General features: G+C 72.1%; 12 protein-coding genes. 5 read left to right on the forward strand and 7 right to left on the reverse strand.

The genetic code is table 11. The features are described 5' to 3' along the window. Window positions 1-25: 25 nt before the first annotated feature. Together hisC and ACXJKB_RS00700 are read right to left on the reverse strand one after the other, a co-directional pair. Complete coding sequence (gene hisC / locus ACXJKB_RS00695; RefSeq protein WP_457184577.1) at window positions 26-1,108, reverse strand: histidinol-phosphate transaminase; 1,083 nt, start codon at window positions 1,106-1,108, stop codon at window positions 26-28. Between the two features lie 10 nt (window positions 1,109-1,118). Beyond that, on the reverse strand, window positions 1,119-1,694 hold the full coding sequence (locus ACXJKB_RS00700) for a VanZ family protein (protein WP_457184578.1): 576 nt from the start codon (window positions 1,692-1,694) through the stop codon (window positions 1,119-1,121). Window positions 1,695-1,738: 44 nt separating this feature from the next. Between ACXJKB_RS00700 and ACXJKB_RS00705 the strand changes: the two genes are divergently transcribed. The 5 genes from ACXJKB_RS00705 (at window position 1,739) to ACXJKB_RS00725 (ending at window position 5,836) form a co-directional block, all read left to right on the forward strand. Continuing rightward, the gene (locus ACXJKB_RS00705) at window positions 1,739-2,128 is read left to right on the forward strand and encodes a phage holin family protein (protein WP_457184579.1); all 390 of its coding nucleotides are present in this window, start codon (window positions 1,739-1,741) and stop codon (window positions 2,126-2,128) included. After that, window positions 2,128-2,655, forward strand: a complete 528-nt coding sequence (locus ACXJKB_RS00710; RefSeq protein WP_457184580.1) for a low molecular weight protein-tyrosine-phosphatase — start codon at window positions 2,128-2,130, stop codon at window positions 2,653-2,655. Before ACXJKB_RS00705 ends, ACXJKB_RS00710 begins: the two co-directional genes overlap by 1 nt. Continuing rightward, a complete protein-coding gene (locus ACXJKB_RS00715) occupies window positions 2,655-3,518 on the forward strand; it encodes a fructosamine kinase family protein (protein WP_457184581.1) in 864 nt (287 codons plus the stop codon). Before ACXJKB_RS00710 ends, ACXJKB_RS00715 begins: the two co-directional genes overlap by 1 nt. Window positions 3,519-3,619: 101 nt before the next feature. Further along, window positions 3,620-4,315: a response regulator transcription factor gene (locus ACXJKB_RS00720; RefSeq protein ID WP_457184582.1), complete on the forward strand. Its 696-nt coding sequence runs from the start codon at window positions 3,620-3,622 to the stop codon at window positions 4,313-4,315. Between the two features lie 126 nt (window positions 4,316-4,441). After that, window positions 4,442-5,836 carry a sensor histidine kinase gene (locus ACXJKB_RS00725; RefSeq protein WP_457184583.1) on the forward strand — a complete coding sequence of 465 codons (1,395 nt, stop codon included), beginning with the start codon at window positions 4,442-4,444 and terminating at the stop codon, window positions 5,834-5,836. Here ACXJKB_RS00725 and ACXJKB_RS00730 read toward each other — a convergent pair. Genes ACXJKB_RS00730 through ACXJKB_RS00750 form a run of 5 tightly spaced genes read right to left on the reverse strand, consistent with a single transcriptional unit; the run spans window position 5,833 to window position 12,553 of the window. Beyond that, a complete protein-coding gene (locus ACXJKB_RS00730) occupies window positions 5,833-7,095 on the reverse strand; it encodes an anthranilate synthase component I family protein (protein WP_457184584.1) in 1,263 nt (420 codons plus the stop codon). The two genes, ACXJKB_RS00725 and ACXJKB_RS00730, sit on opposite strands and share 4 nt — an antisense overlap. After that, window positions 7,092-7,652, reverse strand: a complete 561-nt coding sequence (locus tag ACXJKB_RS00735) for an anthranilate synthase component II (RefSeq protein ID WP_457184585.1) — start codon at window positions 7,650-7,652, stop codon at window positions 7,092-7,094. Before ACXJKB_RS00735 ends, ACXJKB_RS00730 begins: the two co-directional genes overlap by 4 nt. 25 nt (window positions 7,653-7,677) lie before the next feature. Continuing rightward, window positions 7,678-9,444 (reverse strand): sulfatase-like hydrolase/transferase, encoded by a 1,767-nt coding sequence (locus tag ACXJKB_RS00740; RefSeq protein ID WP_457184586.1) that lies wholly within the window; start codon window positions 9,442-9,444, stop codon window positions 7,678-7,680. 44 nt (window positions 9,445-9,488) lie between these two features. Next, on the reverse strand, window positions 9,489-11,429 hold the full coding sequence (locus tag ACXJKB_RS00745) for an anthranilate synthase family protein (RefSeq protein ID WP_457184587.1): 1,941 nt from the start codon (window positions 11,427-11,429) through the stop codon (window positions 9,489-9,491). A 44-nt stretch (window positions 11,430-11,473) separates the two neighbouring features. Further along, complete coding sequence (locus ACXJKB_RS00750; RefSeq protein WP_457184588.1) at window positions 11,474-12,553, reverse strand: NAD-dependent epimerase/dehydratase family protein; 1,080 nt, start codon at window positions 12,551-12,553, stop codon at window positions 11,474-11,476. Window positions 12,554-12,708: the final 155 nt, after the last annotated feature.

The following is a 12,708-nucleotide window of genomic DNA, read 5'->3' on the forward strand; positions in this document are numbered from 1 at the left end:
CCGGGGATCGCTGAAGGAGGAAGGGTCAGTCGGCGAAGCGGGCGGCCACCTCGACGACGCGGTCGAAGGCCTCGGCCTCGCCGATGCTCACGCGGACGCCGTCGCCGGCGAACGGGCGGACCGAGATCCCCACCTCGCCGCAGGCGGCGGCGAAGTCGAGCGCGCGGTCGCCCAGCGGGAACCACACGAAGTTGCCCTGCGCGTCGGGCAGGTCCCAGCCGACCTCGCGCAGCCGGGCGACCAGGTCGGCACGGCGCGCGACGAGGTCCTCGACCCGGACGAACAGCTCGGCCTGGGCCTCGAGGGAGGCGATCGCCGCGGCCTGCGCGACGTGGCTGACGCCGAACGGCAGCGAGACGGCCCGGAGGGCGGCCGCGAGCGGTGCGGGAGCGACGGCGTACCCGACCCGGAAGCCGGCGAGGCCGTAGGCCTTGGAGAAGGTGCGCGTCAGCACGACGTTGCCGTGGCGGCGGTAGGTGGCGATCCCGTCGATGGCGTCGTCCATCCGGACGAACTCGAGGTAGGCCTCGTCGACCACGACCACCACGTGCGAGGGCACCTTCGCGATGAACGCGTCGAGCTCGGACTGCGTGACGGCCGGGCCGGTCGGGTTGTTGGGCGTGCAGACGATGACGACCTTGGTGCGGTCGGTGACCGCAGCAGCCATCGCGTCGAGGTCGTGGCGGCCGTCGGCCGTGACCGGCACCTGCACGCTGCGCGCCCCGCCGGCGGTGACCGCGATCGGGTAGGCCTCGAAGGAGCGCCAGGCGTAGACGACCTCGTCGCCGGGCTCGCAGAAGGCGTTGACGAGCTGGTAGATCAGCGCGACCGAGCCGGTCGCGGCGGCGACGTCGTCGGCCGGCACGCCCATCGTGTCGGCCAGGGCGGCGTAGAGCGCGGCGCTGCCCATGTCGGGGTAGCGGTTCATCTCCGCCGCCGCCTCGCGGGCGGCGTCGAGCACGCCCGGCAGCGGCGGGTAGGGGTTCTCGTTGGAGGAGAGCTTGTACGACGTCAGCCCGGGTCGGGCGACGGGCGGCTTGCCGGCGACGTACGCAGGGATGGCGAGCACGTTGGGCCGGGGCTGCGGGGACGCAGGGGTGGAGGGCATGACCCGCACCCTAGTGAGCGACGGGCTGCTCCGGTCGCTGCCGGCTCCGCCACGGCCGGACGACCGGGAGCAGCAGCAGGCCGATCGCGAAACCGATGCCCGCGCCGAGCACGTTGTCGACCACGTCGGTGACGTCGCACGCACGGTCGAGGCGGGCGAGCTGCAGCTGGGTGAGCTCGATCGCGAGGCTGTACGCCGCCAGGGCGACGAGGCCGACGGGGCCGAGCACGACGCCCGACCACCAGCGACCGACGGCCAGCACGAGGAAGATCCCGGCCGGCACGAAGAGCAGCACGTTGAGCGTCCGCTGGTCGAACCCGAGGACCTCGAACGCCGCGCCCGACGGGCCGCCGTAGTCCCACGAGCACGCCTCGCTGCGGCTCTCGGCCGGCACGATGCCGACGTCGGGGCGCGTCGGCACGAGGGTCACGAGCGCGATCGCGACGAGCGACCACAGCAGGCCGGCGACCGAGACCGCGGACGCGGTGCCGAGCCGGGGGCGCAACGCCGTCGCGAGGAACGCCGCGATGACGGCCGCCGCGAGGGCGCCGAGCACCATGACGCCCGTGCCTCCGATCGTGACCACGCGGCACACCGTAACCGCCGGGCCCCGGCCGCTAGGGTCGTCATATGAGGTTCCTGATGTGGCTGCTCACGTACGCAGCGGGCCTTGCCGTCGCGGCCTGGCTGCTGGACGGCATCTGGTTCGAGGGCGCGACGAGCGGCAGTGCCGAGCTCCAGGACAAGTGGCTCGAGGTGCTGGCCGTGGCACTCATCCTCGGCCTGGTGTCTACCTTCGTCGAGCCCGTCGTCAAGCTGTTGTCGCTGCCGTTCATCATCCTGACCCTGGGCTTCCTGCTGCTGGTGATCAACGCGGCGATGCTGCTGTTCACCGCCTGGCTGGCCGGCATCTTCGACCTCGGCTTCCACGTCGACGGCTTCTGGAACGCGCTCCTCGGCTCGATCATCATCACGATCGTCGGCTGGGGCGTCCGCGTCGCGATCCCGTTCCGCGGCTGATGCCGGCCGTCCCCCCGCAGCGCTCCGAGGGTCCCTACCGGATCGCCCTCGTCTGCCTCGGCAACATCTGCCGCTCGCCCATGGCCCACGTCGTGCTGGAGAGCCGGCTCGCCGACGCCGGCCTCGCCGACCGAGTCGAGGTGGCCTCGTCCGGCACGGGCGGCTGGCACGTCGGCAACCCCATGGACCCGCGCGCCGCGGCCACGCTGACCACCGCCGGCTACGACGCGAGCCGGCACCGCGCCCGGCAGTACGACGCGACCTGGCCCGAGGCGTACGACCTCGTGCTCGTGATGGACGAGGCCAACCTGGCCGACGTCGGCGGACGCACCGAGCGAGTCGGCATGTTCCGCGACTTCGATCCGGTGGATCCGGGTGGCGCCGTCCCGGACCCGTACTACGGTGGGGACGACGGGTTCGAGGAGGTGCTGGCAATGGTCGAGCGCACGAGCGACGGAATCGTCGCGGCCCTGCAGGCGGCGATCGAGAGCCACACGAGCGACCGGGCGGGCGGGGGCCGAGCCTGATGGCTCGCCAGCCGTTGGTCGCCAGGCGTGCCGAGGAGCTCCTCGGCACGGCCGTGGTCGCGACCTCGCCGGTGGCGGGCGGCGACATCGCCACGGCCACGCGGCTGCGGCTGTCCAGCGGGCAGACCGCGCTCATGAAGACGCTGCCCCACGCACCGGAGGGCTTCTTCGAGGCGGAGGCCGCCGGGCTGCGGTGGCTCGCCGAGGTCGAGGGCGGCGTCCCGGTGCCCGAGGTGCTCGCCGCCGCCAGCGACTGCGTGGTGGTCGAGTGGGTCGAGCGGAGCTCGAAGACGCCCGTCGAGGCCGCCGTGTCCTTCGGCCAGCAGCTGGCCGCCACCCACGCCGCGGGCGCGGACGGGTGGGGGCTCGACCACGACGGCTTCATCGGGCGGCTGCCGCTGCCCAACAAGACCGCCGACTCGTGGCCGGAGTTCTACGCCGTGCGCCGCGTGCTGCCCTACCTCAAGCTGGCCCGCGACCGCGGGTCGATCTCGGACACCGACGCGGCCGCCGTCGAGGCGGTGGTCGGCAAGCTGACCGGCCTGCTCCCCGACGAGGCGCCCGCCCGCCTCCACGGCGACCTCTGGAACGGCAACTGCCTCTGGGGCCAGGACCTCGCCATCCACGTCATCGACCCCGCGGCCCACGGCGGCCACCGCGAGCTCGACCTGGCGATGCTGCACCTGTTCGGCCTCACGCACCTGCCGCGGGTGATGGCGGCGTACGACGAGGCGCAGCCGCTCGCCGAGGGCTGGGAGGACCGCCTCGGGATCCACCAGCTCTTCCCGCTGCTCGTCCACGCGTGCATGTTCGGCGGTGGCTACGGCGCCCGCGCCGGGAGTGTCGCAGCCCGCTACGCCTGAGCCCGGCCCGCCGCGGTCGAGTGCGCTCGCGGTAGTGGTCGCCGCAGAGCTGCGCACTCGACGTTCAGGATCGCCTCAGGAGCTGGTGGCATCCTTGGCCTGTGAGTGAGTCCAGGCCCCGGGTGCTGGTCGTCGACGACGACCGCGCTGTGCGCGACTCCCTGCGCCGGTCGCTGGAGTTCAACGGCTACGAGGTCGTGCTGGCCGCCGACGGCGCCGAGGGCCTCGTGGCGGTCGGAGCGCAGCACCCCGACGTCGTGGTGGTCGACGTGATGATGCCGCGCCTCGACGGGATCGAGACGACGCGCGCGCTGCGGGCAGCCGGCAACGACGTACCGATCCTGGTCCTGACCGCGCGCGACGCGGTGGGCGACCGGGTCGAGGGCCTCGACGCCGGGGCCGACGACTACCTCACCAAGCCGTTCGCCCTGGAGGAGCTGCTGGCTCGCCTGCGGGCGCTGCTGCGCCGCGTCGTGCCCGACGGCGACGGGGAGAACGAGGTGCTCACCTTCTCCGACCTCACCATGGACGTCGCGAGCCGTGACGTGGCGCGCGGTGGTCGGCCGATCGAGCTGACCCGCACCGAGTTCACCCTGCTGGAGATGTTCCTGCGTCGTCCGCGCCGGGTGCTCGACCGCTCGTTCATCCTCGAGGAGGTCTGGGGCTACGACTTCCCCACCAGCGCCAACTCGCTGGAGGTCTACGTCGGCTACCTGCGCCGCAAGACCGAGGCCGAGGGCGAGTCGCGGCTGATCCAGACGGTGCGCGGCGTCGGCTACGTGCTGAAGGAATCATGAGCACCCCACGGCGTTCTTCTCCTCCGCTGCGCTCCCCCGAACAACGTCGCGGGGACCCCGCATGAGCACCCCACGGCGTTCTTCTCCTCCGCTGCGCTCCCCCGAACAACGTCGCGGGGACCCCGCATGAACGCCGCCACCGCCTGGCCCGACGGGCGCTGGCACTACCGCAGGTCGCTCGCGTCACGCGTCGCCGTGCTCACCACGGTGGCGGTCGGCCTCTCGATCGCCGTCATGGCGTTCACGGCCTTCGTGGTGATGCGCCAGCAGATGATGAGCTCGCTCGACCAGTCGCTGCTCAACCGCGCGCACAAGGCGACCGCCTTCACCACCCTGTCGAAGATCACCGCGGGCGGGGTTCCCGGCTGGGTGCTGGGCGCTGCTGACGTCCGGATCATCTTCATCACCGCCGAGGGGCAGGCGGTCACCGGCGACGACGTGCCCGACTTCACGCTCGGCCGCCCGGAGTACGAGGTCGCGACCGGCCAGCGCGAGTCCGCGGTGCGCACCCTGGTGACGAGGGAGGGTGAGCGGTTCCGCGTCGCGACCGTGCAGGCCAACAACGGCGCCGCCCTGATCCTCGCCCAGCCGCTGGCCCCCAACGACCGGACGCTGGAGAAGCTCGGCGGGGTGCTGTTCGTCTTCGGCGCGCTCGGCGTGCTGGCGGCGCTGCTCGCCGGCTGGCTGGTGGCCCGCAACGGGCTGCGGCCCCTGCGCCGGCTCACCTCCAGGGTCGAGCACATCGCGATGACCGAGGACCTGAGACCGTTGCGCGTGGAGGGTGACGACGAGGTCGCCCGCCTCGCCACCGCGTTCAACCAGATGCTGCTCGCCCTCGGCGCCTCCCGCGACCGCCAGCGCCGGCTCGTCGCCGACGCCAGCCACGAGCTCCGTACGCCGCTCACGTCGCTGCGCACCAACCTCGACCTGCTCCGCCAGGCCGAGGGCAACACGGCACTCCCGGCCGGCGCCCGGCTCGAGCTGCTCGACGACGTCCGCGGCCAGATCGAGGAGCTCAGCGCGCTCGTCGGCGACCTGGTCGAGCTCGCACGCGACGAACCGACGACCCGGGTGGTCGCCGAGGTGGACCTCGCCGACGTCGTCGAGCGGGCCGTGACGCGCGTACGCCGTCGCGCTCAGGGTGTGTCCTTCGACGTCGACCTCGACCCGTGGCGAGTCGTCGGCGACACCAACAGCCTCGAGCGAGCGGTCACCAACCTGCTCGACAACGCCGCCAAGTGGAGCCCGCCCGAGGGCACCGTCTTCGTGCGGCTGACCGATGGTGTGCTCACCGTCGACGACCAGGGCACGGGTGTCGCCGAGGCCGACCGGCCGCACGTCTTCGAGCGCTTCTACCGGGCCGAGGAGTCGCGGGCGATGCCCGGCTCCGGCCTCGGCCTGGCCATCGTGCGCCAGGTGATCGACCGCCACGGCGGCCAGCTCCAGGTGACCGAGGCCCCCGGCGGCGGAGCGCGCTTCGCGCTGTGGCTGCCCGGCGTCGCCGCTGTGGCGCCGGGTTAGTCGAAGACGCGCAGCAGCCGCTCGGCCTTCCACTCCGACTCGGCCCACTCCTCGGCGACGTCGGACTTCACGGTGATGCCGCCGCCGGTGCCGAGGGTCCAGGTGCCGCTGCCGTCTGTCATCAGCGACCGGATCACGACGCCGAGGTCGGCCGGGCCGTCGCCGCTGATCCAGCCGAACGCGCCGGCGTACGCCCCGCGCGGGCTCGACTCGACCTCCTCGACGATCTCCATGGTGCGCAGCTTGGGCGCGCCCGTCATGGAGCCGGCCGGGAAGAGCGCGCGCAGGGCGGCGACCGTCGAGACGTCGTCGCGCAGCCGCCCGCGGACCGTCGACACGAGCTGGTGGACCGACTCGTAGGACTCGACCTCCATCAGGACCGGCACCTCGACCGACCCGACCTCGCACACCACCGACAGGTCGTTGCGGAGCAGGTCGACGATCATCAGGTTCTCCGCGCGCGTCTTCGGGTCGCGCGCGAGCCGCTCGCGGTGGTGCTCGTCCTCCTCGACGGTCGCGCCGCGCGGGGTGGTGCCCTTGATCGGCTTGGTCTCCAGGTGCCGGTCGGCGGTGACGAGGGCATACCTCTCCGGCGAGCTCGACAGCAGCCAGGCGCGCGCGCCGTCGACGTCGTGCTGGAGGAAGCCGCTGTACGGCGCCGGGTTGAGCTCGCGGAGCCGGAGGTATGCCGTCACCGGGTCGAGGTCGGACCCGCGGGACAGGCGGTGGGTGAGGTTGACCTCGTAGGAGTTGCCGGCGTGCAGGTGCTCCTGGACGCGCGCGAACGCGTCGACGTAGGGGGTTGTCGGCCCTTCCTGCACGTTGTCGGCCCGTGCACGGCCTGACAAGCTCAGCGATCCCCGGTCGACCGGGGATCGCTGGGACGCCGGACCGACCTCGTGCTCGAACACCCGCACCGCGCGCGGCCGCATCCACACGGCGTCGGGGAGGGTCGGGTCAGGGGCGGCGGGGAGGTCGGTGCGCGAGGCGTAGCCGAGGTAGCCGAACCACTGCTCCCCCGCCGCGATCCGGTGCTCGAGCACGGCGAAGACGTCGTCACCGACGACGGTCGCAAACCCGGCGGTGTGCAGGGTGACCTCGCGGCGGGCGGCCGACCACGACAGGGACTCGTCGTCCTCGTCGAGCCAGCCGATGATCGAGCGCCGGCCCGACCACGCGCGCGCGCCGCCGCCGTCGAGCCAGAAGCAGCGAGCGTGCCGCTCCGCGACGGAGCGGAAGAACGAGACAGGATCGGTCATCGGAGGAAGTTCCTGACGAGGTCCTCGCCGTGCTGCGACAGGACGGACTCGGGGTGGAACTGCACGCCCTCGAGCGGCAGCGAGACGTGGCGCACGCCCATCACGACACCGTCCTCGCTCCACGCGGTCGCGACGAGGACGTCGGGCAGCGAGACGGCGCCGAGCGAGTGGTAGCGGACGGCGGCGAAGTCCTGCGGCAGCCCGGAGAAGACACCCGCGCCGTCGTGCCGGACCGTCGCGACGTCGCCGTGCGCCGGGGGCAGCCGCCGCACCGTGCCGCCGTACGCCGTCACCAGTCCCTGCATGCCCAGGCAGACGCCGAGCACGGGGCGGGTGCCGGCCCGCAGCACCTCCGGGCCCACCGCGAAGTCCGTCGGCGACGACGGGTGGCCGGGGCCAGGCGACAGCACGACGTGCGAGTGGGCGAGCACCTCGTCGGCGGTGACCTCGTCGTGCTGCACCACCCGCGGCAGCACGCCGGTCACCCGGGCCACCAGGTGCACCAGGTTCCACGTGTAGGAGTCGTGGTGGTCGACCACGATCACGTCCGGGTGCACGCTGCGACAGTAGTGGCAGCGGGCGCTACTGCCGTAGGACGCGGCACGCCTCCGACACCGGCTGGTCGCCGACCTCCTGGCAGCCGTCGAAGGCGGTGAGCTTCGCCATCAGCGCCGCGACCTCGGGGGCCCGCTTCTTGGTGGCGAAGGTGTTGCGCCGCTCGAACTTGTCGCGCTTGTAGCTGTAGTACTCGTAACCCCACGTGACCTTGCCGGGCCGCGGGTCGAGGTCGAACCTCGCGAGCAGCGCCGTGCGGCTCCGCACCGCGGTGTAGGACGGGATCCGGTCGAGCTCCGAGCCGCTGAACGCCGCGTCGGGGTCGTTGCCCGTCAGCGTCTGCTGGGTGTGCTCGAGGAAGGCGTGGGACTGCCGCACCAGCTTCGGGTCGGCCAGGGTCGGGACGAGCGAGAGGCCGCTGCGGTAGGGCGCGGGTGCGAGCCCGGCGAGCTCCTCGAAGGTCGGGGCGAGGTCGATGTTGCTGGTGACCTCCTTGCGCGTGCCGGGCACGACGCCCGGCCCGGTGACGAGCAGCGGGACGCGGACGTCGGTGTCGTACGGCGTCCCCTTGCCGCGACCCATGCCGTTCTGGCCGAGGTGGAACCCGTTGTCGGAGGTGAGCACGACGTAGGTGTTCGGGCCGACGGAGGAGAGGATCCGCTTCACCAGCCGGTCGGCCGACTGCGCCATCCGCGCGCGGTCGCGGAGGTCGCGGACGGCGGCCGCGGAGGGCAGCGTGCGGGTGGTGTTCCACGCCCGGGCCCGCTTGCCGTTGGCCAGGCGAGGGCGGTTGTCCTTGCGCTGGTCGGCGAAGCCGGGCAGGTCGTCGACGGTCAGCTTGCCGCAGGCGACGCGGCCGCAGCTGCGCTTGCCGGTGCGGTCGCGGAACATCGGCGGGAAGAGCGGGTCGCCCGCGTAGTGGCCCTCGGGGTTGGTGCGGTTGTGCGGCGCGTAGAGCGCCACCTCGAGGAAGTACGGCGCGCCCGCGGCCTCGTTGGCGGTGACGAAGTCCATCGCCATGTCGCCGATCACCGCGCCGGCGTAGGCCTTGTCCTTGACCGAGTTGCTCGCGCTCGCCGGGGGTGCGGGGTGCTGCACCAGGCGCAGGCGCTGGTCGACGAGGGACGTGCTGGCGAAGTCCCAGCCGTCGTAGGCGGAGCCGAAGACGGTGTTGAAGGTCGTCCAGCCCGGCACGACCGGCGGGAGGGCCCGGCCCGGCGACCACTCGTACTCGTTGAGGAACTTGCCGACGAACCCGGTGTTGTAGCCGGCCTCCTGGAGCCGCACGTTGAACGCGCGCTCGGGGTTGCCGTGGGTGTCGTAGGCGGGCCAGCCGCCGAGCTTCGACGTGCCCTTGTTGGACGTGTTGGTGCGGACGCCGGTCTGGTGCGGGTACTGGCCGGTGAAGAAGCTCGACCGCGACACACAGCACAGGGAGTCGGTGACGAACGAGTGCGGATAGCTCGCGCCGGCCTTCCGCATCTGCTGCACCGAGCGCATCGTCTGCACGAGGTCCATCGAGAAGTCGTCGAGCATCACCACGACGATGTTGGGCTGCGCTGCCCGTGACGCCGCCGGCGCGAGCTCGGCCGCCTCCGACGCACTGCTCGTCACGCGCTGCGGCGCGGTGTCGTCAGGCGCGGACCTGCCCGTGCCCCCGGTCGCACCGCATGCCATCAGCGCGAACAGGCACACGCCTGCCCACGCTCCCTTGAAGATCCCCACTGCTCCCCCGTCGTGTCCCGAGCCGGCTACAAGGGTGACGTCGCACGTCACCGATTCGTTGCCTGCCACGCCGAATTAATGTCTACACGTTCGCTCGACTTTAGCCGACGTGCTCAGACGAGGAGGTCGCGCACCGCCGAGTGGAGCAGGTCGTAGCCGTTCTCGGTGAGGATCGACTCGGCGTGGAACTGGATGCCGCGGTAGTGCGGCCCGACGATCGCGTGGATGTCGCCGGTGGCCTCGTCTGCCTCGACACGTACGCCGTCCGGCAGCCCCGCGCCGTCGGGGACCCGGCCGACGAAGGTGTTGTAGAAGCCCACGCGCTCGGTGCGGCCGTCGAGCCGGACCGGCGACTGGGTGCCCTGGAAGACCACGTCCTTGTAGCCGAGGTCGAGGCCGAGGCGCTGGCAGAGCGTCTGGTGGCCCAGGCACACGGCGAGGAACGGCTGCTGCGAGGCGAGCAGGTCGTCGACGGCGCGGCGGAACGACGCGATCTTGGGGTGGTCGCCCTCGCGCGGGTCGCCCGGTCCGGGCCCGACGATGACCAGGTCGGCGCCGTCGAAGGCCCCGGCCGCGTAGTCCTCGTGCCGCACGACGCGGGCGGTCATCCCGAAGACCCCGAGCACGTGGACGAGCATGTTCACGAAGTCGTCCTCACCGTGGAGGATCACCACCGACTTCCCGGCCAGCCCCGGGTCGGCCGGCTCGCCGGCCTGGTCGGTCAGCCAGAAGCGGGACAGCCGCTGGTTGCGGGTGCCGAGGGCGAGCACGACGTCCTCGTCGCGCGCCAGCTCGGCGATGTCGGTGCCGTCGGAGGTCGCCGCCGGTGCCAGGCCGAAGGCGCTGAGGATGCCACCGGCCTTGGCCCGCGTCTCGGCCACCTCGTAGGCGGCGTCGGAGTCGCGCACCAGCGTCGCGCCGGCCGTCACCTTGAGCTCGCCCGCGGGCGAGACGTCGGCGGTGCGGATCAGGATCGGGCTGTCCATCGTGGGGGTGCCGTCGGGCGAGCGGCCGAAGAGGGCGAGCGCGGCGCCGTAGTAGCCGCGGCCCTCGGGCTCGTAGTCGGCGATCAGCCGGCAGGCGTTCTCGACGGGTGCGCCCGTCACCGTCGCGGCGTACATCGTGTCGCGCAGGATCTCGCGGTGGTCGCGGTCGGAGCGGCCGGCGAGGAGGTACTCCGTGTGGATCAGGTGCGTCATCGGCTTGAGGAACGGTCCGAGCACCTGGCCACCCTCGTGGCAGATGTCGCACATCATCTTGAGCTCCTCGTCGACCACCATGAAGAGCTCGAAGACCTCCTTCTCGTCGGCGAGGAAGTCGAGCAGCCGCTCCTTCAGCCTTTCGGTGGTCGAGTAGCCGTCGCGAGGGACGAGCGACGGCGTATCGAGACCCGCCTTGTCCGCCACCCGGAACGTCCCGGAGATCGGGTTCATCCGTACGTCGCCCTTGCGGACCGAGACGTGGCGCTCCGGGCTGGCACCGATGAGGAACCGCTCACCGGTGAAGAAGCAGAAGGTCCAGTAGGCGCCGCGCTCGCGCTCCATCAGACGACGCAGCACCGTCAGCGCCTTCGCGGCGTCCCAGTCGGCGACGACGGCGCGGTAGTGGCGGCCGATGACGAGGTTGGCCCCTTCGCCCTGGCCGATCTCGTCGCGGATGATCGCCTCGACGACCTTGCCGTAGTCCTCGTCGCTGGTGGCGAACCCACCGCGGTCGGCGAACTCGATCGGCGCGTCGGGCAGCGCCGCGAGCAGGTCGTCGACCGACACCTCGTGCTCGGCCTCGATGTCGACGACCGTCAACGGGGCGCCGTCGTCGATGGCGGCGAAGCCACGCTCGTGCACCTGCCGGAACGGCACGGCGACCAGCCGGTCCGCGCTCCGGCCCGGCTCCGGTGCACCGCTCTCGAGCGGGATGTCGAGCAGGCTCGCGACCTCGTGCGGCGTGCCGCCGATCAGGCCCGCCGTCGGGGACGCCTTGCGCCGGATGACCGCCCACGCCCCGTGCCCCTGGATCTGCTCCAGGAGGTCTCGGACGGCTGGGGTCTGGGTCATGCGCAGCACCCTATGACTGCGCCCGGCGTCACCCCCACGGCGTCTCAGTCCAGCTGGGTCGCGATCCACTCCTGCAGCCCTGCGACGCCGTCGCGAAGGCCGACGCGTGGCTGCCAACCCAGCTTGCGGAGGGTGACCTCCACGTCACAGGAGGCGTGGCGGACATCGCCGTCGCGGTACTGGCCGGTGACGTGCGGCTCGGGTGCGGAGTGGTACGCCGCGATCTCGCGGGCGAGGTCTCCGATCGTGGTGCGGACGCCGCTGCCGATGTCGGCCGTGCGCACGTGGTCGGCGGGCTTGTGGGCGATCGCGGCCACGAGGGCGCTCACGACGTCGTCGATGTAGACGAAGTCGCGGGTGATGTCACCGTCCTCGTAGAGCGGGATCGACTGTCCGTCGCGGGCCAACCGCGAGAAGAGCGAGACGATCCCGGTGTACGGGTTCGTCAACGACTGACGCGGCCCATAGACGTTCTGCAACCGCAGGATCGACAGCCGGGTGTCGTGCGAGCCGGTCCACGCCGACAGGATCTGCTCCTGCGCGAGCTTGGTGGCGCCGTAGACGTTGATCGGGTTGGGGTGCGTCCCGTCGACCGTGTTGGGCACGTGGGCAGCTCCGTCGCCGTGGTCCCACTTGCGCGCCTCGAGCTGGGCGTGGGTGCGTAGTCCGGGCTGGAAGGTCGAACCGTCGAGGTTGCGCCACACGCCCTCGCCGTAGACCGCGCGGGAGCTGGTCAGCACGACGTGGCTCGGCACGTGTCCGGCGCGGGTGAGGGCGTCGAGCAGCTGCGTGGTGCCGACCACGTTGACCATGCCGTGGCGAGTGCTCTCCGAGAGCGACTGCGCCGTGCCGGTCTCGGCAGCGAGGTGCACGACCGTGTCGGGCAGCAGGTCAGCGACGACTGCGTCGAGGTGCTCCGCGACGGTGACGTCGCCGACTCGAAGGTCGACGGCGTCCGGGAGGTCGGCCGGGGGCTCGGAGCCCGGGTGCACCTGCGGATGCAGGTTGTCGAGCACGACCCACTGCTCAGCGGAGTCCGCGAGCTCGCGCGCCAACGTCGTACCGATGAAGCCCGCGCCACCCGTGACGAGGACGCGACCGCCTGCCTGCTGCTGAGAGGACATGGTCCGACCCTATGAGACATGCGGCAGACCGAGAATGTCGAGGCCATCACGGGCTGGCGGGCTCGCGAGCCCGGAGTGTTGCAGCATGTCCAGCCAGCACCAGCCACCCCACCTAGGCGGCCTCACCTCCGCGACGTCGCCGGTTGTCCGGAGGC

The sequence above is a fragment of the Nocardioides sp. P5_E3 genome, from assembly GCF_054049275.1.